This is a genomic window from Paenibacillus sp. SAFN-054, from assembly GCF_051966755.1.
Classification (GTDB): Bacteria; Bacillota; Bacilli; order Paenibacillales; family Paenibacillaceae; genus Paenibacillus_AQ.
The window spans coordinates 1-25653 of the sequence record NZ_JBQCKS010000003.1; the positions used below are offsets into that span (position 1 = coordinate 1).

Sequence of the window (25653 nt, forward strand, 5' to 3'; positions counted from 1 at the left end):
TCAAGTCCGCTCGACTTGCATGTATTAGGCACGCCGCCAGCGTTCGTCCTGAGCCAGGATCAAACTCTCCAAGAAAGTTTGTAGCTCATTTTGAAACTGACGAGATGTTACATCTCATTGTTTTGCTCAATAATCCATTCAGACAGTTGTCATGAACCGGATTATCTCGCGGTCGGTTTCGTTACCGAAACCTGTATCTCACTCGTTGTTCAGTTTTCAAAGATCAAATTCTTTCGTTTTCGAAGCCGCTCAGTTAGCTCAGCAGCAACTTTCATAGTATATCATGTGTTTCGTTTTAATGCAAGCTTTTTTTTGAAGAAACATTTCAAAGCTGCATCTTATTAATTCATGCCCTCAAGGGGACAAGAAATAATATAACACAGCTTTGCTAACTAAGTCAACTATAAGTTTGAACTAAGTAGAAGCTACTTAGTTCGTCTGCACGTTTATGAATTCACTGAGACATAAGATATAGATACAGTTGATTTTTCATCATTATTTTGAAGATATCACTTCATCAATATATAGATGCCTTTTTTGAATCAGATTAACGATTTCCCCTCCCACCGAAACCATGGGACGCGTGGGGTTATTGCTGTCCGTAAAGACAATTTCACCAATCTGGTCATTGCTCAAGCGTACGACGGTTCCTTGATGGAACTCGGTCGACTTTTTGATAAAGATCTGAACCAACGCAGGATCGAGCTTCCCGAAAGCCTCTGTATGAATCTGCTCCAACACCAAATAGGGCGACTGCGACTTTCTATACAGCCTGTTGAGCGTCATGGCATGGAATATATCCGTGATACCGACGATTTTGGCATAAATATGAATTTTGCTGCCATCCAGCCGGAGCGGATAGCCGGATCCGTCCACCTTTTCATGGTGCTGCAGTGCGGCAAGCCTTACACCCTCATTGATGGCAGTTACGTTCTTAAGGATCTGGTAGCCATACGTCGTATGCCTGCGCATTTCTTCAAACTCCGCCGCTGTCAGCGGCTGCGGCTTGTACAAAATAGACGGGTCTACCTTGGCGTTACCGATATCGTGAAACAGTCCGGCAAAGGCTGCCTGCATCCAATCCTTTTGCTGAAGCCCGCTCCATTTGGAAAGAAGAAAGGAAGAAAGGGCAGTAAGTACGGCATTATGGTATACATAGTCGTACTCATTCATAGACCTTGGCACGAACGTCAAAGGATTGTAGTCCTTAATATGCGCTATCACAGCTTCCAACTGGTTGCGCAGCTCATATATGGGCAGCTCAGCTGCAATGACAGACTGATGCGCGCTCTTGACGAGCAAAATCAATTTGTCGTATTCCTCGTGAAGCGAAGAGACTTTGCCGGGTGGGGGCTGCTCTATGGAGGCTTGCTCCCTCAGCTGACTTTGGGGTAGGGATTTCTTAGGCTGTAGACCTTGTTTCGATTCTGCTTCTCCGGTATCTACTTCTACGTACTGCACCATAAAGGCTCGCAGAATATCCAGATCACGCGGGAGCAATACCGTTCCTTTGTGTAGAAGCAGTCCTCCCAGTGGAGTATGTACATCTTTGGATAGCTTTATTCCCGGTTTTAATTCCAAAATTGATATGCTGGCCATCACGATTACCTCGCTAACTTCCACCTATGAATAAATGGCAATATACACCATTATATTACGTATAGTAAGGCTGTACAATCCATAATCAAGCGCATATTGCTTATGTATTCAATCCTGTGTGAATAAAAAAGAGCCTGGCTCTGATTGTCTCAAAAGCCAAGCTCTATTCTTGTTGATCTATTCTTCGTTCGGAGCTTCTCCGTCACCATCTTCAGCCTCGCCAGTGCTCTCGGAAGCCTCTACAGGCTCTCCATCTACAGCAGAAGGGTTCATACCATTCTCTTCGAACTCGTCCCCTTCTTCACCTTCCTCAGGCTCCTCGCTCTTATCCGCACGGCATACCGTTGCAACGAAGTCGTCTTCACGGATATTAATAAGCTTCACACCCTGCGTATAGCGGCCCATTTGGGAGATGCCTTCGATGCTCGTACGGATCAAGGTTCCGCTGGAGGTAATGATCATCAGATCCTCATCCGGTTTAACAACCTTCAGACCGACAACCGTACCGTTCTTATCGGTAACGTTCATCGTTTTGATCCCTTTACCACCTCGGGTCTGGGAACGGTAATCGCTTAGAGGCGTACGCTTGCCATAACCTTTAGATGTTACGATCAGCGCATCGAGATCCTTCTCAACGACGTCCATGCCAATGACCTGATCGTTCGCGTCCAGCGAGATTCCTTTGACACCGGTCGCACTGCGGCCCATGGAGCGTACATCGTTCTCGGAGAATCGGATCGACATGCCCTGCGCCGTACCCATGATCATTTCCCGCTGTCCGTCGGTCAGTTTGACTTCGATCAGCGCATCGTCTTCGCGAAGGTTGATCGCAATCAGACCACCCTTGCGGATATTCACGTAATCCTCAAGTGGTGTCTTCTTCACGATCCCGCTCTGCGTAACGAAGAACAGGTACTTGTCGCTTTCAAACTCTTCCACCGGAATCACGGCATTAATCGTTTCTCCCTGCTCGATCTGAATCAGGTTAATGATGGCCGTACCTCTCGCGGTGCGGCTCAGCTCCGGAATTTCATAAGCCTTGAGCCGGTACACCTTGCCTCGGTCCGTAAAGAACATGAGGTAGTGGTGAGAGTTTGTAACGAAGAGATGCTCGACAAAGTCCTGATCCTTCGTGTCCATGCCTACAACACCGCGTCCGCCGCGTTTTTGGCTGCGGTACGTATTGGCAGGGAGTCGTTTGATGTAACCCGTATGCGTAATGGTGATGACCACTTCCTCGCGCGGAATGAGGTCTTCATCCAGGATGCTTTCTTCACCCACCGTAATTTCGGTACGGCGTTCATCGGCAAAGCGCTCTTTAATTTCGAGCAGCTCGTTGCTGATGATTTCGAGTACCAGATGCTCGTTGGCCAAAATTTCTTTGTATTCCGCTATTTTGACCATCAATTCCTGGTATTCGCTCTCGATCTTCTCGCGTTCCAGACCTGTCAGGCGCTGCAACCGCATTTCAAGAATCGCCTGGGTCTGCTCGTTGCTGAGCCCGAAGCGTTCAATCAAGCGCTCACGTGCAATATCGGTCGTCTGGGAGCCACGGATAATCGAAATGACTTCGTCCAAATGATCCAGGGCTACGCGCAATCCTTCGAGGATGTGTGCGCGTGCTTCCGCTTTTTTCAGATCGTATTCCGTACGCCGGCGAATGACTTCTACCTGATGCTCCAAATAATAGCGAAGCACGTCGCGCAGGCTCAGAACCTTAGGCTCATTTTTTACGATTGCCAGCATGTTGATGCCGAAAGTGGACTGCATTGCCGTATGCTTGTACAAATTGTTCAGCATGACGCTTGGATTCACGTCGCGGCGCAGCTCAATCACGATCCGCATGCCGTTGCGGTCCGATTCATCCCGCAAGTCGGTTATGCCGTCAATTCTTTTCTCGCGTACCAGCTCGGCAATCTTTTCAACCAAACGGGCTTTATTCACCTGATACGGAAGCTCGGTCACAATAATACGTGCCTTGCTGTTGTGCTCCTCTATTTCGGCCTTGGCCCGCATCGTCACGGAGCCGCGTCCGGTTTCATAGGCTTGACGGATTCCGGAACGGCCCAGAATATAGCCGCTCGTCGGGAAATCCGGTCCCTTAATGTAATCCATCAAATCCAGCGACGTCAGATCAGGATCTTTGATGAGAGCCAAGGCCCCATCAATGACCTCGCCCAAGTTATGCGGCGGTATATTCGTTGCCATCCCGACGGCAATACCCGATACGCCGTTCACCAACAGATTCGGGTAACGTGCAGGCAGCACAACCGGTTCCAATTCTTCGCCGTCATAGTTTTCGGTAAAATCAATCGTTTCTTTGTTAATGTCGCGCAGCATCTCCTGCGCAATCTTCGAAAGGCGCGCCTCGGTATAACGCATCGCAGCCGGAGCATCGCCGTCAACGGAACCAAAGTTTCCGTGGCCTTCGACCAGCATGTAACGCATCGAAAAATCCTGAGCCATCCGGACCATCGTCTCATAAGCAGGCACGTCACCATGCGGATGGTACTTACCGATGACCTCGCCGACGATTCTTGCCGATTTCTTAAACGGTTTATCCGGGGACAAGCCAAGCTCGGACATGGCATACAGCACACGACGGTGTACCGGCTTCAGACCATCCCGCACATCCGGCAACGCCCGGCTTACAATGATGCTCATCGCATAATCCATAAAGGATTCGCGCATCTCGGTGCCAATGTCCCGTTCCTTAATCTGGGGATTATTTTCTTCCGCCATGATGGACCTCCTCCATTTCACTTACCAACGCATCTATATTCAATCCAAACTGAGACTCTCAGAGCTGAAGACCCTTTAAGATCAGGCTGTTCAGTGCTTCATGCCATAAAAGTCTCAGTTCCATACAAGCATAAAACGGCATGCCGCAAACCACCGGTTGCCGGAGGAGAGCAGTACCGTTTGATGATACAAAATACGATAAATCCACTAATCTTTATTATATTACTTTCACAAAAAGAGCACAATTAAACGTTTGGCAGTTTTCCAGCCCATAACCGCCCAACTTCATCACCTATGGGGATTCGCCCTACCTTCTTCCATCTCTGCACATATACTAATAGGCAAAGGGAGCTGTTTTGAGGGCTCATCTTTTAAAATCACCGCATCTTTATATTATACCACTCATTTGCTCCCTTGTCCTATGTTTTACGCATTCCCCGGTTGACTCTACTTTCGCGGAAAGGATGAAATATATTGGCCATTCAGCGTGTTTCAAGCAAATGGGCTAAAACGAAGGTTTTGCTTCGTGACAGCCACATCACACGTTATGTTCCACTCACTCTAAAGTACTCCCGGAATGCCCTCGGCGAAATGTTGAATCAACACTCGCTTGTATATATTAAGCCCGATACCGGTACTTACGGCAATGGGGTCATGTGTGTCGAACGACTGCATGAACCGGAAAATATCCATTCCAACCATGACCAGGATGAATCCGCAGGGAACGTGGCGGAGCATTACCGGCTGAACTTTGTGACCAGCAGCGAGGAATTCTCCTCTCTCGATGATCTTCACAAAGCCATTCGCGCGCGCACGCATCAGAAGCTTTACCTGCTGCAGCAGGGGATCCCCAAGCTTAAATTTAGGGACCGCTCGTTTGATTTAAGGGTTCTGACGCAAAAGACCCCTTATGGCAGCTGGGAAACCACGGGCATCATCGGCCGCGTCGCCGCCAAAAACAAAATCATCACGAATTATCATAGCGGGGGCACGATCGGGATGCTGGATGATCTGCTTAAAGAGCATGCTTCCCCAGGCCAAATCAATGCTCTCGAAAGGGAGCTTTATGCCCTTGGCGTGGACACGGCGAAGCAGCTGCAGAAGGATTACCCGCGGCTGAAAGAAATCGGCCTGGACGTCGCGCTGGGCAGTGACCTGTATCCGTGGATTCTTGAAGTGAACACGCTGCCGGCCATCTTTCCATTCAAGAAATTTTTCAAGGACAAAAGTGTGTATCGCCGGATTGAGCGCTATGCCGTGGCTTATGGTCGCCTGTCAGCTCCCGCAAAAGGACGAAGCAAAACAAAGACCTGACCTTTCTTCCGAGAAAAAGAAAAAGGTGCCGTTAAAGGCACCTTCTTTGGTGTGGATCGCTAGATATCCAGGTTCTTTACATGCTTGGCATGCTCGTGGATGAAATCGCGTCGCGGTTCGACATTGTCACCCATGAGCGTGTCAAAAATCAAATCCGCCTGCATCGCATCCTCGATGGTCACCTGCAGCATGGTCCGGCTTTCCGGATCCATCGTGGTTTCCCACAGCTGTTCAGGGTTCATCTCGCCCAGACCTTTATAGCGCTGAATGTTATATTTCGCATTCTCCCCGAATTCGGCGATAATTTCATCACGTTCCTTCTCGGTTCCCGCGTAACGTATCGTTTTGTTACGTTCGATTTTGTACAGTGGCGGCTGGGCGATGTAGACATATCCCGCTTCAACCAACTGCCGCATATACCGGTAAAAGAACGTCAGCAGCAGGGTACGGATATGCGCCCCGTCGACGTCGGCGTCCGTCATGATAATAAGCTTATGGTAGCGAGCTTTGCTGATATCGAAGTCCTCGTCGCCAATTCCGGTACCCATCGCGGTTACCATGGCCCGGATCTCCAGGTTGGAAAGAATCCGATCCAGACGGGCCTTTTCCACGTTCAGGATTTTACCGCGGATCGGCAGAATCGCCTGGAAGTGACGATCGCGGCCTTGCTTGGCCGAGCCACCCGCCGAGTCCCCTTCGACGATGTACAGCTCACTGATCGATGCGTCCTTGGAAGAGCAGTCTGCCAGCTTACCCGGCAGGGCACTGATTTCAAGGGCGCTCTTGCGCCGGGTAAGCTCACGCGCTTTGCGCGCCGCTTCACGGGCACGGGATGCCTGCAGGGCCTTCTCCAGCACGCGTTTGGACACGGCCGGGTTCTCGCCCATGAATTCCTGCAGCTTCTCGGAAAAGAGGGATTCCACGATACCGCGCACTTCGCTGTTGCCGAGCTTGGTCTTCGTTTGTCCCTCGAACTGGGGCTCAGGGATTTTGACGGAGATGATCGCCGTCAGGCCCTCACGGACATCGTCCCCGGACAGGTTGGAATTGCTGTCTTTGATCATGCCGCTCTTGCGGGCATAATCGTTGATGATCCGGGTCAGCGCGCTCTTGAAGCCGGATTCGTGCGTACCGCCTTCATGCGTGTTGATGTTGTTCGCAAAGGAATAAATGTTCTCCGTATAGCTGTCGTTGTACTGCAGCGCGATTTCGACCTGAATCATGTCGCGCGAGCCTTCAACGTAAATCGGCTGCTCGTGGAGCGGTTCCTTTTTCTCGTTCAGGAACTTGACGTACTCAATGATGCCGCCCTCGTATTTGAAATAGTTGGAGGCTCCTGTCCGTTCGTCGGTGAGCGTCAGGGCGATGCCTTTGTTCAGGAACGCCAGCTCTCTGATCCGCGTCAGCAGCGTGTTGTAATCGTACACCGTTGTTTCGGTAAAGATTTCAGGGTCCGGCAGGAACGTTACGGTCGTGCCGTGGTCATCGGTATCACCGATGATTTTGATGTCATATTGAGGAACGCCGCGATGGTATTCCTGCTGATAGATATGCCCGTCACGTTTAACCTGAACAACCACTTTCGTAGACAAGGCGTTCACGACAGAGACACCCACGCCGTGCAGACCGCCGGATACCTTGTATCCGCCGCCGCCGAATTTACCGCCTGCATGCAGCACGGTCATAACGACTTCGAGCGTGGATTTCTTCAGCTTCGCATTTTCACCGACCGGAATCCCGCGTCCGTTATCGACAACCGTAATGCTGTTGTCCTTGTGGACGATGATCTCGATATGATCGCAAATGCCGGCCATCGCCTCGTCGATACTGTTGTCCACCACTTCCCATACCAAATGGTGAAGGCCTTTGGCGCTGGTGGATCCGATATACATACCAGGACGTTTCCGGACGGCTTCCAGACCCTCCAGAACCTGAATCTGACTCTCATCATATTGCGGTTGATTCATAGACATGCCTGTCACCTACTTCTATAAATTCGATATATGCTGTTACGTTGGTTTGAAAAACGTTTATATATGTCAAGCGTTAGCCACGAATACCTTTGCCCGTTTCTTGAGCGTGGAGGATGAAATCGGGGAATAGTAAACGGTGCTTTTCGTCACGACGATGGACTTGGCTTCCTCTTCGCCGATAAATTCCACGTTCTTTTGCTGACATGCGTGGCTGGCAAACTGTTTGGATATTTTCGAGGATTTCTCGATCGATATATCAAAAATAGCGACCAGTTCGGCGGAACGGATAATTTTCTCACCGCCCAGATGAATGTACATAATCCTAAACCTCCTAAGAGCCAACGTGCCCGTCATGGACCTGATAAATGTTGGCGTTCTTCAGCTTATCCACGCTCAGGCTCTCGATCCCTGTCGCTGTTATAAAAGTTTGCACTTTGCTCTGAAAGGTCTCGATCAGCTGCGTTTGGCGGTAAGGATCCAGCTCCGACAGAACATCGTCCAGCAGCAATACGGGATATTCCCCGATCTCTTCCCGGATCAACTCGATTTCCGCCAGCTTGAGAGACAGCGCTGTCGTGCGCTGCTGCCCCTGCGATCCGTACGTATGCACTTCCCTGCCGTTGATATAGAAGGCCAGATCATCACGATGAGGCCCGGCAAGTGTCATACCGCGCCGAAGCTCCTGATCTTTCAGTTGTGATAATTTTAACATAAATTGCTCAAAAAGATAAGCTTCATCTTCCCCGGCCTCTTCGCCAAACGACGGAAGATAGACAAGCTTCAGGTCCTCGCTGCCGTTCGTGATGCCGTGGTGGATGGTTTCCGCCCATTTTTGCAGCTTCACTATGAATTGTTTCCTCTTTTTGATGATTTTAACACCATGCTCCGCCAGCTGCTGGTCCCAGACCTCGAGCAGCCCCTGCTGCGGCTTGTCCTTGCCCCACTGCTGCTTGAGCAAATTGTTGCGCTGGTTGAGCACTTTCTGATACTGCTGAAGGTGGTAGAGATAGCCAGGCTGCACTTGGCCAATCTCCATGTCAAGAAAACGCCGGCGTATGCCAGGCGTTCCCTTCACAATCTCCAGATCCTCCGGCGCGAACATCACCACATTCAGCGACCCGATAAAATCACTCAATTTCCGCTGCTCTAAACCGTTGAGCTTGGCCTTCTTCCCCTGTGGAGACAAGCTTAGATCGAGTGTAAGCGGCCCATACTTCTTCTCGATCACCGCAGACAGATGCGCGCTTTTATCCTGAAAGGAAATCAGCTCACGGTCTCTTGAAGTCCGATGGCTTTTGGTTAGAGCCAGAACAAAGATGGCCTCCACCAGATTGGTTTTCCCCTGGGCGTTTTGTCCGATAATCAGATTAACATCTCCGAAGGAATCCAGCTGCAGCGACTCGTAGTTGCGGTAATGCTGCAGGCTGATGCTTTTTACAAACACTTTTCGTTTCCTCCTCATTTCCCGCCTATTGCCACATGTAGCCGCGGCTTCGTGAGGGGTGTATCAAGACTTTTGGGTAACGGTAAATTCGCCGATCGTCTCGACCTTCACCTGATCCCCGGCATAGAGCTTGCGTCCGCGGCGCTCCTCCGGCTCTCCGTTCACAAGCACCTGGCCTTCCTGCAGCAGCGCCTTCGCCATTCCGCCTGTGGATACGCAGTCCGCCAGTTTTAAAAATTGATCCAGCTTAATATATTCACTGTGGATAACTATTTCTTTCATCGGTAACACCCTTCCTGTGCATAAGTTCCGGAAGCTATATTAGTTCGTGGTCCGGTAAGGAAGAATGATGTACGAGCTTTGGCTGTCATCCATCGGTTTGAGGATAATCGGGCTCATCATGCCGGTAAAGGCGATCATCAGCTGCTCGCTTTCCACGATCTTCAGCACATCCAGCATATATTTGGAGTTAAAGGAGATGCGCAGCGGCTCCCCTTTGAAATCGATGACTTCGAGTTCTTCGCGTACCTTGCCGAGCTCGGACGAACTGGAGGAAATTTCGATACCGCCATTTTCCATCGTCTGCAGGCGCACGATATTCGTTTTTTCCTCACGGGACAGCAAATAAGCGCGATCAATCGATTCGCTTAATTTTTTTGTGTCCAAAATGAGTTCTGTTTTGTAGCTTGTCGGAATAATTCTAGAAGTATCCGGATAAATGCCGTCCAGAATGCGGGAATAGAACAAGACGCGGTCCAGTTTGAACAGCACTTGATTGTCTGCAACGACGATATCCACGAGCGCATTTTGGTCCGGTACGATTTTGCTCAGCTCGTTCAGCGTTTTGCCGGCAATGACGACATTGCTGAATTTAACCTCTTCCGAACCGTCCAAATGAGCGGAGCGGGTCGCCAGGCGATGACGGTCCGTGGCTGTGAACTTCAGATCATTATTATCGAGGTTCCAGAGCACTCCTGTCAAAATCGGTGTCGTTTCCTGGGTGGAAATGGCGAATACCGTTTGGCGAATCATGTTTTTCAGCAGCACGCCTGGAACGGAAATGGTCTGATTGTCTTCAATGTCGGGAAGAACCGGAAATTCCTCCGGATCAAGGCCAACCATTTGAATTTCGGTGGCGCCGGAAGAGATAAAGGTTTGAAACTGTTCTTTAACCTCCATCTGCACTTCCTGGGAAGGAAGCTTCTTGATGATTTCCACGAAAAATTTGGCCGGAAGCACGACGCTGCCAATTTGCTCCACCTGCACGATCGTTCGGTTGTCATCCTCAATCGGAATAAACGATTGAATGGAGATATCCGTATCGCTGGCTGTTAAAGTGACGCCCTGATGAGTCACATCCAGTTTAATACCTCCGAGGATCGGAATCGTGGTACGGCTGGATATCGCTTTGGATACATGCTGAATGGATTCGTTAAGGACATTTTTAAGAATGCTGATCTTCATCTTTTCACTCCTAGCAGGAATTTCGGGCTGATGGGCGAGTAGGCTTTGGAACTCGCTGCGTGCAGCTCTTATGTTATATATTTTTATATTTTAAATAATAGTAATAGCAGTAGGGGCACTGAATATGTGGATAAGCCCGTCAAGCGTAATAAAATGAAGCCTATCCACATGTGTATAGATTGTGCATAGGCTTTGAACTTGTTCAGGTCGGATTTTTGATTTTTTCTGTAATGTTATTGATCACCTTAAACAGATCCTGGTCGTTTTTCAGCGACTGGGATATTTTCTCGTGGGCATGGATCACGGTGGTGTGGTCCCGGCCTCCGAAGGCTTCCCCGATTTTGGGCAGGGAAAAGTCCGTCAGCTCGCGCGAAAGATACATGGCAATCTGCCGCGGGAAGGCGACGGCTTTCGTTCGTTTGCGTGCCTTAAAGTCCTCCAGCTTCAGATTGTAGTATTCCCCAACCTTCTGCTGAATGTCCGCAATGGTGATCATTTTCGGCCGGCTCGAAGGTATGATGTCCTTCAGGGCCTCGGCAGCCAAATGCGTGGTGACGTCCTGATTGGTCAGCGACGAATAGGCGACGACCCGGATCAGGGCCCCCTCGAGCTCACGGATGTTCGTATCGATCTGATTGGCGATATACATCATGGCTTCGTTCGGGATGTCTAGATTCTCGGCCTTCGCTTTTTTGCGTAAAATGGCGATCCGCGTTTCCAAATCCGGCGGCTGAATATCGGTGATAAGCCCCCATTCAAAGCGGGACCTCAGCCGGTCTTCAAGCGTCGGAATTTCCTTTGGCGGTCTATCACTGGAGATGATAATCTGCTTTTGTTCCTCGTGCAGCGCGTTAAATGTATGGAAAAATTCCTCCTGAGTCGATTCTTTCCCAGCAAGGAATTGAATGTCGTCAATCAGCAGTATATCCACGTTGCGATACTTGTTTCGGAAGCTTTCCGCCCGGTTGTCCCGGATGGAGTTAATGAATTCATTCGTGAATTTCTCGGAGGAAATGTACACGACGCGGCTTGCAGGATTGTGCTCCAGGATGTAGTGGCCAATGGCATGCATCAAGTGCGTCTTTCCCAGCCCAACCCCACCGTACAGGAACAAAGGGTTGTACGCTTTTGCCGGCGCCTCGGCGACGGCGAGCGATGCCGCATGGGCAAAGCGGTTCCCGGATCCAATAACGAACGTATCAAAGGTGTATTTGGGATTCAGCATATGGGTGAATGCTTCTTCTTGGGTCACCTGAGGCATTGGAGCGGGCTGCTGGGGAACGACTTCTGCAGGCTTGTTCTCTTCGATGACGAATTTCACGTCGACTTGTTTGCCAAGCACTTCAAAGATCGTCGAGCTGACGAGTTTGGTGTAGCGGCTTTCCAACCATTCAACAGCAAAAGTGGTAGGCGCGGAAATGATAATGGAGTGGTCACTCATTTGGATCGCTTTCGTTGCTTTAAACCAGGTGTCGAAGCTTGGCTTGCTGAGCTTGGTATGAATAATTGATAGGATTTGCTGCCATAGTTCGGAAGTATGGCTGTCCACAGACTGTCACTCCTTTAAATCTTCCAAATGCGGGCTTGCCTTCCGCCACTTGAGTGGAATTGTCGAAAAAAAATGAATGCTGCTGAATTTTATCCCCATTATCACGGGAGGAGAAAATAAAAAAAAGTGGACAAATTAAAATTGTTCACAAGTTTATCCACAGCTTGTTGATAATATTATAGGTGTAAACAGATATTCACAACCAAAAGTAATATAATCATAGCAAAAGAATCCCTTTTTATCAATGTGTGCGTCCATTTTATCCACAAATTCAATAAGTTGTGTATAAATGATATTCACAATACTATATATTGTTTATAAATTGTTTAAGTTTCGACAGCATTCCTAAAATTAGCAAATCAGTTGTGCACAGCTTGTGCCGGAAAATAGAAGCTTGCGACGGTTCTTGTGAACAAGTGGATAAGTGGGGTCTGTGGATTCGTGCGCTTCACATCCGCTGAAGCCTGTGGAAAACTTCCAACCTAACCCGGAAGGCAATCGCACGGCTGTGATATGTGGGATGTGGATGATTTTGAGGAAGCATCCGCTGTGAATTTTTATATATAGAAGAAGTGCGGGAACGGATAAAATGAGGGAGGGTATTCTTTTTATTTGCGATTTTGCCGTAAAAAGAGGAAAGGGATCAGTTGACTTTTGGGCGGTGGCATGGTTAAATGTAAAAAGGCATTTTCTGTGTAAATGAAAATGAAGTTAACCATAAAGGTTATGAGATCCTGTAAGGGGGTGTGCAATACATGAGACCGACATTTAGACCGAATGTGAGCAAACGCAAAAAGGTTCATGGTTTCCGGAAAAGAATGAGCACGAAAAACGGCCGTAAAGTGCTGGCAGCTCGTCGCCTGAAAGGCAGAAAAGTATTGAGTGCGTAAATTTCGTGCATGAAGACCACTGCGGTGGTCTTTTTTTCTTCAATTTTGCAGGAATGCGGCTCTTTTTTGATGATGAAGTTATAGATATGCCGGAAAATGACTAAAAAGAGGGAAGAGCGTACACGGACGCCAGGCGGTTTATGAAGACTGCGAGATGACGATACTGTTAACGTTCTTTCCTTATATTATATGAAGCAAAAAATTAACGCGTATTTTTATTGAGAATTGCTTGGAAATGAAGCATGTTGTTTTGTAATTAAATGACCGCTGGGATCCATTGGGCGGATGAGCAGGCAGGGGATACGGTTGCACAAAAGTTTACGTTTACGAAACCGAGCGGACTTCAGCCGCGTATATCGTCATGGGAAGTCTTTTGCGAACCATCAGTTTGTCGTGTACTGGTTCCGCAAAAAAGAGGTAGAGAAATTTCGCGTCGGGATATCCGTCAGCAAAAAGGTGGGCAACGCTGTAGTCCGCAATCGGATGCGACGGCTCGTCAAGGAAATTGTCCGTCATCATGAGGGTAAGCTGATCGAGCATGTGGATATGGTATTTATTGTGCGAAAAGGGGCGCTCGATATGCCGTATAAGGACCTGGAAAAGAGCGTGCTGCATGTGCTCCGCAAAGCGTCGCTGCTGCGGCCTCCGGGACGCTGATAGCTGGTTTCTTTGTCCAATTAATTATGTTATGATTTACGTTGAACGGAAGTGTTCAGAGAGGGGTTATGAAGTGTCGCTATTCAAGACGAGACGAGGCAGGAAAGGGATCCTGCTCATTGCTGTAATGCTGCTTGCGGTGATGGTATTATCGGCGTGCGGTTCAAATACAGTGCAATATACGACCGAAGATATGAGAACCAGCGGAAGCTTCTGGCAGAAAAATGTAGTTTATTATTTCTCACTTGCGCTGGATACCTTTGCTGATTGGTTTAATGGCGCTTACGGGTTCGCGGTTCTTCTGCTTGTGGTCATCGTGCGGACGATTATTTTACCGCTGTCCATCAAACAGGTACGCAGCTCCAGGGCGATGCAGGCGATTCAGCCTGAGCTTGCCAAAATCAAAGAAAAATACAAAGACAATCCGGAGAAGCAGCAGCAGGAAACGATGCGCTTATTCCAGGAGAATAAGGTTAATCCGATGGCGGGCTGTTTGCCGCTGATCGTTCAAATGCCTATCTTTATCGCTCTCTATAACTCGATAATTCACAATAAATATTTGTATGAACATTCATTCCTGTGGCTTCAGCTCGGTAAGCCGGACCACACTTTCATACTCCCGCTGCTGGCCGCAGCGACGACATTCCTGCAGTCCAGAATGATGATGAAAATGAACCCAAGCCCGCAGCAAGGGGCGATGCAGTTCATGATGCTGGTGTATCCGGTACTGATTTTCTTCATGTCGTACCAGTTCCCGTCCGCTTTGCCTCTGTATTGGTTCTTCAGTAACCTGTACACGATCATTCAGAACTATTTCTTGTACCGCAACCACAAGCCAGCTGCCAATGTAGCAGCCGTTTCTTCCGCCGGTGGAAACACTAAAGGCGGCAAAAACAACAGCCAAGGCGCGAAGAACAACAGCCAAGGAAACAAAGGCAATAAAGGCAATGCGGGAAAAGGCAAAAAGGAGGCCAAAAAATCTAAATGAGCAAAGTCGTCGCAACAGGAAAAACCGTTGAAGAAGCTGTAAGACAAGGGCTGGCCCAGCTCGGGGTAAGTCAGGACCGTGTCACGGTCAATATCGTATCACAGCCGTCAAAAGGATTCCTGGGACTGATCGGCGTCAAGGATGCGAAGGTGGAGCTAACGCTGCTGCCTGAGCCCGCGCCAAAGCCAGTCAAGACGGCATCAACATTGCCATTAGATCCACCGGCGGTGCAGCCGGAGGCCGACGAAGTGAAGATGGGTCAAGACCCTTACGAAGAGGCCGTGAGCTTCATTCGGGATGTGGGCAGAAGCATGGGACTGGAAGTTACGGTGGACGTGCAGCATGCCAAGGATGTAACGACGCTTCATATTTTTGGACCTGATTTGGGACTCGTGATCGGCAGAAGGGGACAAACCCTGGATGCCCTGCAATATTTGGCCAATATCGTGGCCAACCGTTACTCGGACAGCTATATTCGCATCGTGCTGGATGCCGAGAACTTCCGGGAACGGCGCAAGAAGACGCTGGAGGATTTAGCGGATCGCCTCGCGGGACGCGTCATCCGGTCGCATAAGGAAGTCGTCCTTGAGCCGATGTCTCCACAGGAGCGGAAGGTCATCCACTCCAAACTGCAGGATCACCCGCAGGTGAAGACGTACAGCAAAGGGGAAGAGCCGAACCGGCGTATCGTCATTACATTAAAGTAGATGAGATCGCTTGATCTCCTAGATAAGAAATGGTGTGCAATGACTTTACTCAGCTTTTGCAGCTGATGGAGTCATTGCTTTTTTCGTAATAAAGGGAGCTGTTTATTCAGCGTAAAGGTCTTTGGTTTACTGGAATCGGATAGGATGAAGGTAAGCGCCTTTCGTTGAAGGACAGTTAAAAAAAGAGGTGGAAGACATTGCTTAGCGATACGATTACAGCCATTTCGACGGCCGTGGGAGAGGCGGGCATCGCGGTTATCCGTGTAAGCGGCCCTGACTCCATCGCCGAAGTGGAGAACATATTCCGCAGCAAAACCAAGCTCACGGAGGCAGCAACGCATACCGTTCATTATGGGCATATTGTAGATCCGAACGGAGGAGAGAAGGTAGAAGAGGTTCTTGTTACCGTTATGCGCGCCCCACGCTCGTTCACGACGGAAGACGTCGTCGAGATCAGTACCCATGGCGGCGTGATTTCGGTGAAACGGGTGATGGATTTGCTGCTGCAGCAGGATATCCGTCTGGCGGAACCGGGGGAGTTCACCAAGCGTGCCTTTTTGAACGGACGGATTGACCTGTCTCAAGCGGAAGCGGTGATTGACTTGATCCGGTCCAAATCGGATCGTGCCTTCTCCGTGGCCTTGAAACAAGTGGAAGGAGCCTTGTCCGACCAAATCATGCAGCTGCGTCATATTTTGGTGGAGACGATGGCTCATATCGAGGTCAATATCGATTATCCCGAACATGACGTCGAGTCGCTCACTGCCGAGTTTATCAAGGAGAAGAGTACCGAAGTGATGGAGGGCATTGCAAAGCTGCTGAAAACGGCGGAGCAGGGAAAGATTTTGCGTGAAGGGATTACGACGGCCATCATTGGACGACCGAATGTCGGCAAATCGTCGCTGCTGAATGCCCTGGCCCATACGAACCGCGCCATTGTCACCGATATCCCGGGGACGACGAGGGATGTGATTGAGGAGTTCGTTACGATCAATAATATTCCGCTGAAGCTGCTGGATACCGCTGGCATACGCGAAACGATGGACGTTGTTGAGAAAATTGGCGTAGAGCGCTCCAAGCATGCCGTGACGGAGGCGGATCTCATCTTGCTCGTCTTGAACGCCAGCGAGCCGCTGCATGAAGACGAACTGGAATTAATGGAACAAATCCGCGGTAGACAATCGATTGTCATTATGAATAAAATGGACTTACCTCCGCAGCTCGATAGGGACATTTTATCGCGTTATTATGGGGACGACTTGATCGTGCCGATGTCCGTGAAGACTCAAGAGGGGGTCGATGCGCTTGAAACGGCCATTTCCCAGCTCTTTTTCAGCGGCAGCATTGAATCGGGGGATTTGACGTATGTCAGCAATGTGCGTCATATTGCTCTCCTGAAAAAGGCGAACAAATCGCTTCAGGATGCTTATGACGCTGCTGAGCAGTTCATTCCGATTGACATGATCCAGATTGATGTGCGCCTTGCTTGGGAACAGTTGGGAGAGATTATCGGAGATACGGCGTCGGATACGCTGCTGGATCAGATTTTCTCGCAGTTCTGTTTAGGTAAATAAGTTAGTGATGATATAGATGGATTGTTCAGAAATAATAAGGAGGTTTTATTCATGAGTTATGATGGCGGCAGCTATGATGTCATTGTCATCGGCGCGGGTCATGCCGGCTGTGAAGCTGCCTTGGCGGCAGCCCGCATGGGAAGCAGCACGCTGATGATCACGATTAATCTGGATATGGTTGCTTTTATGCCCTGCAATCCTTCGATCGGCGGACCGGCGAAAGGACATGTGGTTCGTGAAATTGATGCGCTTGGCGGGGAAATGGGACGGAACATTGATAAGACGTATATTCAAATGCGTATGCTGAACACAGGGAAGGGACCCGCCGTGCACGCACTGCGTGCGCAAGCGGACAAATTTTCGTATCAGCATACAATGAAGGAAACGATGGAGAAGGAATCGAATCTGACGATGCGTCAGGGGATGGTAGAAGAGCTGATCGTTGAGGATGGCGTCTGCGTTGGCGTGATTACGAAGACTGGTACGGCTTACCGTGCCAAGTCCATCGTCTTGACGACAGGGACTTACCTGCGCGGCAAGGTCATTATGGGCGAGATGACGTATGAGAGCGGACCGAACAATCAACAGCCTTCCATTAAGCTGGCTGAGAACCTGCGTGAGCTTGGCTTCGATTTGGTCCGGTTCAAAACAGGAACGCCTCCGCGCGTGCATAAATCAACGATTGATTTTTCGAAAACAGAAATCCAGCCGGGAGATGACAAGCCGAAGTTCTTTTCCTATGAAACGGAAGGCTCGGATAACGAGCAGCTTCCTTGCTGGTTGACGTACACATCGCTGGAGACCCATCAAATCATCAATGCCAACCTGCACCGGGCGCCGATGTTCTCGGGGATTATCGAAGGAACCGGACCACGCTATTGCCCTTCGATTGAAGATAAAATCGTCCGCTTTAGCGATAAGCCGAAGCATCAGATTTTCCTTGAACCCGAAGGCAAAAACACATCCGAATATTATGTGCAAGGTTTGTCCACCAGCATGCCGGAGGATGTTCAGCTGGCGATGCTGCGCTCCATTCCCGGCCTCGAAAAGGTAGAGATGATGCGGAATGGCTATGCGATTGAATATGATGCGGTCGTGCCGACGCAATTATGGCCATCCCTCGAAACGAAGATGATTCCGGGACTGTTCACAGCCGGACAAATCAATGGAACATCCGGTTATGAAGAGGCAGCAGGGCAAGGCATTATGGCCGGCATTAACGCAGCTCGCCGGGTGCAAGGCAAAGAACCTGTCGTACTGGACCGCTCGCAAGGCTACATCGGCGTCCTGATCGACGACCTCGTAACGAAAGGCACCAACGAGCCTTACCGTCTGCTGACGTCGCGTGCCGAGTATCGTCTGCTGCTTCGCCATGATAATGCCGATTTGCGCCTGACGTCGCTTGGCCATGAAATTGGACTGATATCTGAAGAACGGTATGCCAAATTCCTTGAGAAAAAGGCAAAGGTTGAGCAGGAGATTGAACGTCTGCAGGCTGCCAAGGTCGGACCCTCTCACGTGAATGAGATGCTGGAGCGCCTAGGCTCCGCGCCGATCCAGGATGGCAGCAATCTGCTGACCATTTTGCGCAGACCCGAAGTAAGCCATGACAATATTGAAGAGATCTCCCCGTCTCCTTTTGAACTGACCGAGGAAATGAAGGAGCAGGTTGAGATTCAAATTAAGTACGCAGGTTATATCGAGAAGCAGCTTATCCATGTAGAACGTTTGAAAAAGATGGATAAGAAGAAGATTCCGGAATCAATTGATTACAATGAAATTGAAGGAATCGCGATTGAGGCGCGGCAGAAGCTGTCCAGCATCCGTCCGATTTCCATCGGGCAGGCTTCCCGTATTTCCGGCGTTACGCCGGCTGACATTTCTATTCTGCTGGTTTATCTGGAGCATTATAACCGGGTAACCGCCGCAAGAGGTTAATGCATGGATCAAATACAAGAAGCTTTTGCGCAGCGTTTGCAAGAAAAAGGGATAGAAGTAAGCACATCCCAGTTAGAACAGTTTGAGACGTATTATCGCGAACTCGTGTCTTGGAATGAAAAGATGAATCTTACCGGCATTACGGATCGCGAGCAGGTATACACGAAGCATTTTTATGATTCCATTTCACTCGCTTTTTATGTGGATATGAACAAGATGCAGTCTATGGCTGATATTGGATCGGGAGCAGGTTTCCCTGGAATTCCACTCAAAATATGCTTTCCTCATCTTCAGCTGACGATCATTGATTCGCTCAACAAGCGGATTAACTTCCTTCAGCATATCGTGCAGGAAACCGGTCTGGATCGGGTTCAACTGCTGCACGGAAGAGCGGAAGATTGGGCGCGTAAGCAGGAACACCGGGATCATTACGACTTGGTAACGGCCAGGGCGGTAGCCAAGCTCGCCGTGCTGAATGAGTTCTGTCTGCCCTATGTGAAGGTAGGCGGGGTATTCGCGGCTATGAAGGGAAGCAGTCCGGAGGAAGAAGTGAAGGAAGCCTCACGCAGCTTGAAAGAGCTGAGAGGGAAGCTGGACCGGGTTGAGGAGTTTAAACTACCGGTTGAAGAATCCGCCCGGCATATTATTGTGATTCACAAATCGGCCCCAACACCAGCGAAGTACCCGCGTAAGGTGGGTACAGCCATTAAGATGCCGCTATAACACTTCTGGGTTGGAGAAGGGAAGGATTAACTTCCTGGTTTTATAGAAAGAGGAATGTTTCACGTGAAACATTCCTTTTTTATGTTTGAGTTTCTTTTTAAACGAAAGGAAACTTTATTTACAGCCTACTGCCTATCACCTCAATTTCAAAAAATCTTCACAATTAAATCAATATTTTCACGTAACCATTGGCTTGAAAACCGCATTGAATTGTTGTTATTCAGAACAGGACATATCGTCAAAAAATAAGTGCACGGCAGGAAAAAAAGGGGACTTTGGAGAATAGGATTATATGAAAAAAAGTGGTAGAATAGAGAGAGTTGCTATGACCCTATAAATGGACTGTAGATTCATACTATATCTCTTTGCTTTTATAGATATACTGTCCGTTCTATAGCTCGATTCATATCGTTTGTCGGTTCGGATTTACGTAACGGTTGACCGAAGCTCAGGGTGCTTGAAGTGACTGTCCCTGGGGATGATCACGGGGTAGACTCACAGCTTGAAAGCGGTCTATAGGCATAGGCTCAATTTACGGATTACGAAAGCTAGTTGATTGCTGTGTATGATGCTGACCAAGCGCTTAGCCAAAGTGCTATTACGAAATTAGGTGGTAATATACGGAATGAAAGAACAATTTTCTAAATTGTTTGGATTGACGGAGAAGAACAGCGGCGATGAAGTGAAACAAATTCCGGTGGGGGAGATCGTAAGCAGTCCTTATCAACCCCGCACGATTTTTGATGATGAGAAGATTGATGAGTTGTGTCAAACGATCAAAACTCATGGCGTCATTCAGCCGATTGTTGTACGTGTCCGCAATTCCAGATATGAGATCATTGCCGGTGAACGGCGTTGGCGTGCTGTAACGAAATTGGGGATGGATACCATCCCGGCCATTGTTCGCGAGTTCAATGACTCGCAGGCGGCTTCGATTGCATTGATTGAGAATCTGCAGCGGGAAGGGTTAACATCGATTGAGGAAGCGGTCGCTTACCAGAAGCTCATCGATCTTCACCAGTTGACCCAAGAAAGCCTTGCTCAGCGTCTTGGGAAGAGCCAATCGACGATCGCCAACAAAATCCGTCTGCTTCATCTTCCTGAAGATGTGAAAACAGCACTCATGGAGCGCAAAATCACAGAACGGCATGCTCGTGCATTGCTGTCGCTCGATACGGAAGAACTGCAGCTCAAGCTGCTGTCCGAGATCATCTCCAAAGAGCTCAACGTGAAGCAGACGGAAGCCCGGGTTGCTTACTATAAAGAAGCTTCAAAAATCAAAAAGTCCAAACGCATCTCTTTTACCAAGGATGTACGGTTGGCATTAAATACGATTCGTCAATCCATCGATATGGTATCGGATTCGGGACTGGCCATTAAAACGACAGAAAATGATCATGATGACCATTATGAAATCGTTATTCAAATCCCCAAGCGTTAATCATGAGTTGCGTTTGTTAGCGGCTGGACAGGCCGCTTTTTTTGGGCTGATGGATGTGGCAAAGGCTGCACTGCTTCCTCGAATCGTTATTGAGGGGGATAATCTGCATTTGTGGCATTATTGAGCCGTATATAAAGATGAGAAAATAGATGCTTGTGGTTCCAGGCTCAGGATTTCCTTTTGAAAGGAATAACACCCATGCAGGGCGAAGCCGTTTCAGCTTGTACCTGAAAAAGCGGATCCTTTAAGTTTCATGAATGGGATCGACAGGCCTTTTCAGGAGATATGCAGCCGAGTGTTTTGCTGTGTAACACAATCCCGTGACCTACAAGAAGAGTTTTCATACACAATGAGGTGAAATTGAGTGTCCAAAATCATTGCCATAGCAAATCAAAAAGGCGGGGTAGGCAAGACGACAACCTCCGTCAATCTCGGTGCAGGTTTGGCTTCGCTCGGTAAAAGAGTGCTGCTTGTTGATATTGACCCTCAAGGCAATACCACGAGTGGCGTGGGTGTGAATAAAGCCGATGTAGCCAACTGCATCTATGATGTCATCATTAATGAAGTTCATCCCAAGGAAGCCATTCTTGAAACTCAGGTCGAAGGACTGCATATTATTCCGGCTACGATTCAGCTGGCTGGTGCGGAAATTGAATTGGTTCCAACCATTTCACGGGAGCTTCGTTTAAAAAAATCTCTTCATCTCGTGAAGGCCAACTATGATTATATTCTGATCGATTGCCCGCCATCCTTGGGTATACTGACAATTAATTCTCTGACGGCCGCAGACTCTGTCATTATTCCAATTCAGTGCGAGTATTACGCGTTGGAAGGGCTCAGTCAGCTGTTGAACTCGGTTCGTCTAGTCCAGAAACATCTGAATACATCGCTTCAAATTGAGGGCGTACTGCTCACAATGTTGGATGCAAGAACCAATCTCGGAATCCAAGTCATCGAAGAAGTCAAAAAATACTTCCAGGAAAAAGTGTATCGTACGATCATTCCACGGAATGTTCGGTTAAGCGAAGCACCGTCCCATGGACAGTCCATCATGACCTATGATCCCCGTTCCAAAGGTGCGGAAGTGTATTTAGAGTTGGCAAAGGAAGTGATTTCTTATGAGTAAAAGACTGGGCAAAGGACTCGATGCTCTGATTCCTTCCCTTTCCATCAACGATGATGACAAAATTGTAGAGATTCCACTCAGCCAACTGCGTGCGAATCCATACCAGCCGCGGAAGGATTTTAACGAAGAATCGATTCAGGAATTGGCGGAATCCATTCGTCAGCATGGCGTCATTCAGCCCATCATTGTACGGAGCGTTCTGAAAGGGTTTGAAATTATTGCCGGCGAACGCCGCTACCGGGCTTCACAGTTCTGCGGCAAGGCGACGATCCCTGCCGTTGTTCGCAGCTTCAGCGACCAGCAGGTTATGGAGATTGCCTTGATCGAAAACCTGCAGCGTGAAAATTTGAATGCGATGGAGGTTGCCGTTGCGTATCAAGGTTTGATGGACCAGTACTCGTTGACCCAAGAAGAGCTGTCTATGAAGGTGGGGAAATCCAGATCTCATATCGCTAACTTCTTGAGACTGCTGTCGCTGCCGGAGGAAGTGAAGGATTATGTTTCACGTGGAACATTGTCCATGGGGCATGCGAGAGCTATTGTTGGTTTAAAGGATCCGGCACTCATCAAGCAGCTTGCTAAGCAGTGCGTGGCGAATGAGTGGAGCGTGCGGGACCTGGAGGAAGCCGTAAAGGGCTTAGACCGAAAGGCTGCGGATAAGAATAAAGTGAAAGTCAAAAAACGGGATCCTTATATCGATAATCTGGAGGAGTCCCTGCGGGAGCGTTTCAGAACAACGGTGAAAATCAAACAAACCAAAGATAAAGGCAAAATTGAATTAAACTATTACAGCAAACAGGATCTGGAGAGACTGTTGGAGCTTTTGCAGTAAGAGTGATCTTATGGTAATGCCATGGTGACATGTCCGGCTGTACCCCTGGATGGGGAATGGATATGTCATTCTCTTTTTCTGAGTACATTGTAATGAGGTGTAGGGAAGTACTTCGTGTGCATCCTGATGTAATCAAAGAGAAGTATGGTTGGACTTTAAACTGCTGTATCTGAGTTGTATACTGCGTTGGGTTAGTGGAAAGGATTATGTGCTTAATGCATGCGAATTTAAAGACAGCAACTTGAGAGGGAGGGCGAGGGAATGATAGAGGGACGACAGAGCCATCCGCTAATCTATATGGACCATGCAGCCACTTCCTGGCCCAAGCCCCCTGAAGTGATGCAGGCAATGCAGGATGCGTTGATGCATGCAGCTGCGAATCCGGGTCGCGGGAGCCATCGGATGGCGGTTGAAGCCAGCCGAGTGCTTTTTCAAACACGCAGGGCAATATCCCGGTTGTTTCAGGTTCATAATCCGAATGACGTGGTATTTACTCATAACACAACGAGCGCCCTGAATTTGGCAATTAAGGGTTTGCTGCGTGAAGGCGATCATGTCGTGGCAACCATGGTGGAACATAACTCCGTAAGAAGGCCGCTTGAGTATTTGAAAAGAACGCTAGGCATTCAAGTAGAGTACATTCCGGTGAATAGCCATGGAGAGCTGGATATGATGAAACTCGAAGCTGCAGTTGCAAGACGACCTAAACTTGTTGTGTGCAGCCACAGCTCGAACCTGCTTGGCAGCATTTTGCCTGTAGCTGAGATCGGGTATATGGCTCACAAGCATGGAGCCGTGTTTCTGGTAGATGCTGCACAAAGCGCGGGATGCATGGATATGGACGTTGCCGCTATGCAGGTCGATCTTCTCGCTTTTCCTGGACATAAAGGACTGCTTGGTCCTCAGGGCACCGGCGGATTATACATATCACCTTCCATTGAGCTGGAGCCTCTTGTTCATGGTGGGACAGGGAGCCAGTCGGAGGAGCTTGAGCAGCCTATGGTAAGACCCGACCGTTACGAGGCAGGGACGCCGAATACGATCGGGATTGCCGGGTTAAGGGCCGGAGTGGAGAAGGTTATGGAATGGTCAGTGCAGCAGATATACCAGCATGAATGGGGCCTTACACAGCATATAATGGAAGGTCTATCGGATGTGAGAGGTGTTCGCATTTTGGGTCCGGAAAAGGGAGCTCCGAGAACGGGCATCGTATCTTTCGTTTCCTCGGAGATGGATTCGAGTGAGATTGCTTTTCGGCTCGACAGGGAATACGGGATCGCGGTGCGAGCGGGCATGCACTGTACCCCGCTGGCACATGAAGCCGCCGATACGCTGGCAACGGGAGCAGTCCGGGCTAGTGTGGGAAGCAGCACGACGGTTGATGAGGCGGATCAATTGATTGAAGCCCTGCATGCCATCTGCGGCAGGGTGTAACGAACACATGAGTTTGAATAGTTGTCGTTGGTCAGCAGAATTGAGATAACCGGTTAGATCAAGAATGAGGAAAAGGAATGAACAGCAATGTCGGACTTGAATAGTTTAATCATGGAACAGCTGCAGTGGTTTATCGGCGGGGTAGTACTCCTCATATTGATCTTGCTCGTTATGGTGCTTACGCAGGGTGCGAAGCTCAGGAAAATACGTAAAAAATATGATTTGATGATGGCTGGAAGCGGCGTGGAAAATCTGGAGACGCTGCTGATCGATTTAAAAGTGCAAATGGACAGCATCGAGGATGAACAAGAAGTGCAGCGCAAAACGCTCGACGTACTTCTCTCCAAGCTGCAGCAGGTGAAGGGACAGGTGGGCATTAAACGCTATAATGCCTTTAGTGACCAAGGGAGCGATCTGAGCTTTTCTCTGGCCATTGTGGATGAAAAGAAAAATGGAGTTGTCATATCGGCTCTATACAGCCGTGACAGCTCCTATGTATATGCCAAGCCGCTGACGGCCGGCGAATCGACGTATGCATTGTCTCCGGAAGAAGTGGAGGCAATCAGTCTAGCCGTGCAACAAGGGTAGCGCGGGACTTCCATTCCTGAATGGCGGAATGGAGGCTGGACGCTATAATTTCAGATAAACGGACAACCAGACTTAACCGTGTGTTTTGTAATACAAAATATTCCATGAAGCCGCCGACATTAACGATACCTGTCAAATGGATATCGCCAACCGGCGGCAATTCTTTATGCACGCCTGCACCGGGCTTGAGAGGGCCGCTGGCCACCTGAATGCATCCCACGCTGGCTGACTGCCCCAGACACGCATCAATGCCGATGACGAACGGATTATCATATAGAGAATAGATGGAGGCGAGAGTCTCCTGCAGGTTGACGGCATGGACAGGCTCCTCCAGGGTCCCGAACAGGTGGAACCACGGGCTCTTATAGCGTGCCAATGCCGTACCTACCAACGGGCCCAGGCAGTCCCCAGTGGAACGGTCGGTGCCAATACATACGACAATAACCTGCTGCTTGTCTTCGGCCTGAGACAAATAAAACAATAAACGGTGAATGATGGCAGAATGGATTTCAGGGTCCGTATGTGGTATTTTTAAGCATGAAAGCTGCTGTTGCTGAGAAGGTTTTGGCAGCTGAGGAGTCATAGAATCTTCCTTTCAAATGCAATTGGTAGTATCTAGTATATGGACGGTTGCACCATTTTATACTTCCTTTGGACAAGCAATTTATTA

22 protein-coding genes and 1 rRNA gene are annotated in these 25653 nt (G+C 49.0%); 13 read left to right on the forward strand and 10 right to left on the reverse strand.

Annotation, left to right across the window (positions count from 1 at the left end; genetic code table 11):
• The 3 genes from ACTHPM_RS15875 to gyrA all read right to left on the reverse strand — a co-directional run.
• Positions 1-75 (reverse strand): 16S ribosomal RNA (locus tag ACTHPM_RS15875); the annotation flags it as partial.
• Positions 76-495: 420 nt separating this feature from the next.
• Entirely contained in the window at positions 496-1599 is a 1104-nt protein-coding gene (locus tag ACTHPM_RS15880) for an HD-GYP domain-containing protein (protein WP_440396800.1), read from the reverse strand.
• 177 nt (positions 1600-1776) lie between these two features.
• Positions 1777-4341, reverse strand: a complete 2565-nt coding sequence (gene gyrA, locus ACTHPM_RS15885) for a DNA gyrase subunit A (protein WP_440396799.1) — start codon at positions 4339-4341, stop codon at positions 1777-1779.
• 474 nt (positions 4342-4815) lie between these two features.
• Between gyrA and ACTHPM_RS15890 the strand changes: the two genes are divergently transcribed.
• Positions 4816-5655: a YheC/YheD family protein gene (locus ACTHPM_RS15890; RefSeq protein ID WP_440396798.1), complete on the forward strand. Its 840-nt coding sequence runs from the start codon at positions 4816-4818 to the stop codon at positions 5653-5655.
• A 59-nt stretch (positions 5656-5714) separates the two neighbouring features.
• Here ACTHPM_RS15890 and gyrB read toward each other — a convergent pair whose 3' ends face one another.
• The 6 genes from gyrB to dnaA form a co-directional block, all read right to left on the reverse strand.
• Positions 5715-7628 carry a DNA topoisomerase (ATP-hydrolyzing) subunit B gene (gene gyrB, locus ACTHPM_RS15895; RefSeq protein ID WP_440396797.1) on the reverse strand — a complete coding sequence of 638 codons (1914 nt, stop codon included), beginning with the start codon at positions 7626-7628 and terminating at the stop codon, positions 5715-5717.
• Positions 7629-7694: 66 nt separating this feature from the next.
• A complete protein-coding gene (remB, locus tag ACTHPM_RS15900) occupies positions 7695-7946 on the reverse strand; it encodes an extracellular matrix regulator RemB (RefSeq protein ID WP_440396796.1) in 252 nt (83 codons plus the stop codon).
• A gap of 13 nt (positions 7947-7959) precedes the next feature.
• Complete coding sequence (recF, locus tag ACTHPM_RS15905) at positions 7960-9072, reverse strand: DNA replication/repair protein RecF (protein ID WP_440396795.1); 1113 nt, start codon at positions 9070-9072, stop codon at positions 7960-7962.
• Positions 9073-9135: 63 nt separating this feature from the next.
• On the reverse strand, positions 9136-9354 hold the full coding sequence (gene yaaA, locus ACTHPM_RS15910) for a S4 domain-containing protein YaaA (RefSeq protein ID WP_440396794.1): 219 nt from the start codon (positions 9352-9354) through the stop codon (positions 9136-9138).
• A 39-nt stretch (positions 9355-9393) separates the two neighbouring features.
• A complete protein-coding gene (gene dnaN / locus ACTHPM_RS15915) occupies positions 9394-10536 on the reverse strand; it encodes a DNA polymerase III subunit beta (RefSeq protein WP_440396793.1) in 1143 nt (380 codons plus the stop codon).
• A 202-nt stretch (positions 10537-10738) separates the two neighbouring features.
• Positions 10739-12085: a chromosomal replication initiator protein DnaA gene (gene dnaA, locus ACTHPM_RS15920; RefSeq protein ID WP_440396792.1), complete on the reverse strand. Its 1347-nt coding sequence runs from the start codon at positions 12083-12085 to the stop codon at positions 10739-10741.
• Between the two features lie 755 nt (positions 12086-12840).
• On the opposite strand from dnaA, the gene rpmH reads away from it, so the two are divergent.
• The 12 genes from rpmH (at position 12841) to ACTHPM_RS15980 (ending at position 24983) form a co-directional block, all read left to right on the forward strand.
• Positions 12841-12975, forward strand: coding sequence for a 50S ribosomal protein L34 (gene rpmH / locus ACTHPM_RS15925; RefSeq protein WP_039295761.1), 135 nt, complete (start codon positions 12841-12843; stop codon positions 12973-12975).
• Between the two features lie 306 nt (positions 12976-13281).
• Positions 13282-13632 (forward strand): ribonuclease P protein component, encoded by a 351-nt coding sequence (gene rnpA / locus ACTHPM_RS15930; RefSeq protein WP_440396791.1) that lies wholly within the window; start codon positions 13282-13284, stop codon positions 13630-13632.
• 73 nt (positions 13633-13705) lie between these two features.
• On the forward strand, positions 13706-14620 hold the full coding sequence (locus ACTHPM_RS15935) for a YidC/Oxa1 family membrane protein insertase (protein ID WP_440396790.1): 915 nt from the start codon (positions 13706-13708) through the stop codon (positions 14618-14620).
• Entirely contained in the window at positions 14617-15327 is a 711-nt protein-coding gene (gene jag / locus ACTHPM_RS15940) for an RNA-binding cell elongation regulator Jag/EloR (RefSeq protein WP_440396789.1), read from the forward strand. The genes ACTHPM_RS15935 and jag overlap by 4 nt, the downstream gene beginning before the upstream one ends.
• Positions 15328-15524: 197 nt before the next feature.
• Positions 15525-16901, forward strand: coding sequence for a tRNA uridine-5-carboxymethylaminomethyl(34) synthesis GTPase MnmE (mnmE, locus tag ACTHPM_RS15945; protein WP_440396788.1), 1377 nt, complete (start codon positions 15525-15527; stop codon positions 16899-16901).
• A gap of 51 nt (positions 16902-16952) precedes the next feature.
• Entirely contained in the window at positions 16953-18839 is a 1887-nt protein-coding gene (mnmG, locus tag ACTHPM_RS15950) for a tRNA uridine-5-carboxymethylaminomethyl(34) synthesis enzyme MnmG (RefSeq protein ID WP_440396787.1), read from the forward strand.
• 3 nt (positions 18840-18842) lie between these two features.
• Positions 18843-19562: a 16S rRNA (guanine(527)-N(7))-methyltransferase RsmG gene (gene rsmG / locus ACTHPM_RS15955; RefSeq protein WP_440396786.1), complete on the forward strand. Its 720-nt coding sequence runs from the start codon at positions 18843-18845 to the stop codon at positions 19560-19562.
• A 625-nt stretch (positions 19563-20187) separates the two neighbouring features.
• Positions 20188-21003 carry a nucleoid occlusion protein gene (gene noc / locus ACTHPM_RS15960; RefSeq protein WP_440396785.1) on the forward strand — a complete coding sequence of 272 codons (816 nt, stop codon included), beginning with the start codon at positions 20188-20190 and terminating at the stop codon, positions 21001-21003.
• A gap of 364 nt (positions 21004-21367) precedes the next feature.
• Entirely contained in the window at positions 21368-22129 is a 762-nt protein-coding gene (locus ACTHPM_RS15965) for a ParA family protein (protein WP_440396784.1), read from the forward strand.
• On the forward strand, positions 22122-22961 hold the full coding sequence (locus tag ACTHPM_RS15970; protein ID WP_440396783.1) for a ParB/RepB/Spo0J family partition protein: 840 nt from the start codon (positions 22122-22124) through the stop codon (positions 22959-22961). Before ACTHPM_RS15965 ends, ACTHPM_RS15970 begins: the two co-directional genes overlap by 8 nt.
• 261 nt (positions 22962-23222) lie before the next feature.
• The gene (locus ACTHPM_RS15975; protein WP_440396782.1) at positions 23223-24395 is read left to right on the forward strand and encodes an aminotransferase class V-fold PLP-dependent enzyme; all 1173 of its coding nucleotides are present in this window, start codon (positions 23223-23225) and stop codon (positions 24393-24395) included.
• Between the two features lie 87 nt (positions 24396-24482).
• On the forward strand, positions 24483-24983 hold the full coding sequence (locus tag ACTHPM_RS15980; protein ID WP_440396781.1) for a DUF4446 family protein: 501 nt from the start codon (positions 24483-24485) through the stop codon (positions 24981-24983).
• On the opposite strand, the gene yyaC is transcribed toward ACTHPM_RS15980, so the two are convergent.
• Positions 24958-25566 carry a spore protease YyaC gene (yyaC, locus tag ACTHPM_RS15985; protein ID WP_440396780.1) on the reverse strand — a complete coding sequence of 203 codons (609 nt, stop codon included), beginning with the start codon at positions 25564-25566 and terminating at the stop codon, positions 24958-24960. The genes ACTHPM_RS15980 and yyaC overlap by 26 nt on opposite strands.
• Positions 25567-25653: the final 87 nt, after the last annotated feature.

What these genes read in the sequence shown, in the direction of transcription:
- ACTHPM_RS15880 (WP_440396800.1), bottom strand. Translation starts at nt 1,599, where the DNA reads ATGGCCAGCATATCAATTTTGGAATTAAAACCGGGAATAAAGCTATCC.
- gyrA (WP_440396799.1), bottom strand. Translation starts at nt 4,341, where the DNA reads ATGGCGGAAGAAAATAATCCCCAGATTAAGGAACGGGACATTGGCACC.
- gyrB (WP_440396797.1), bottom strand. Translation starts at nt 7,628, where the DNA reads ATGTCTATGAATCAACCGCAATATGATGAGAGTCAGATTCAGGTTCTG.
- remB (WP_440396796.1), bottom strand. Translation starts at nt 7,946, where the DNA reads ATGTACATTCATCTGGGCGGTGAGAAAATTATCCGTTCCGCCGAACTG.
- yaaA (WP_440396794.1), bottom strand. Translation starts at nt 9,354, where the DNA reads ATGAAAGAAATAGTTATCCACAGTGAATATATTAAGCTGGATCAATTT.
- dnaN (WP_440396793.1), bottom strand. Translation starts at nt 10,536, where the DNA reads ATGAAGATCAGCATTCTTAAAAATGTCCTTAACGAATCCATTCAGCAT.
- rpmH (WP_039295761.1), top strand. Translation starts at nt 12,841, where the DNA reads ATGAGACCGACATTTAGACCGAATGTGAGCAAACGCAAAAAGGTTCAT.
- jag (WP_440396789.1), top strand. Translation starts at nt 14,617, where the DNA reads ATGAGCAAAGTCGTCGCAACAGGAAAAACCGTTGAAGAAGCTGTAAGA.
- mnmG (WP_440396787.1), top strand. Translation starts at nt 16,953, where the DNA reads ATGAGTTATGATGGCGGCAGCTATGATGTCATTGTCATCGGCGCGGGT.
- rsmG (WP_440396786.1), top strand. Translation starts at nt 18,843, where the DNA reads ATGGATCAAATACAAGAAGCTTTTGCGCAGCGTTTGCAAGAAAAAGGG.
- noc (WP_440396785.1), top strand. Translation starts at nt 20,188, where the DNA reads ATGAAAGAACAATTTTCTAAATTGTTTGGATTGACGGAGAAGAACAGC.
- ACTHPM_RS15970 (WP_440396783.1), top strand. Translation starts at nt 22,122, where the DNA reads ATGAGTAAAAGACTGGGCAAAGGACTCGATGCTCTGATTCCTTCCCTT.
- ACTHPM_RS15975 (WP_440396782.1), top strand. Translation starts at nt 23,223, where the DNA reads ATGATAGAGGGACGACAGAGCCATCCGCTAATCTATATGGACCATGCA.
- ACTHPM_RS15980 (WP_440396781.1), top strand. Translation starts at nt 24,483, where the DNA reads ATGTCGGACTTGAATAGTTTAATCATGGAACAGCTGCAGTGGTTTATC.
- yyaC (WP_440396780.1), bottom strand. Translation starts at nt 25,566, where the DNA reads ATGACTCCTCAGCTGCCAAAACCTTCTCAGCAACAGCAGCTTTCATGC.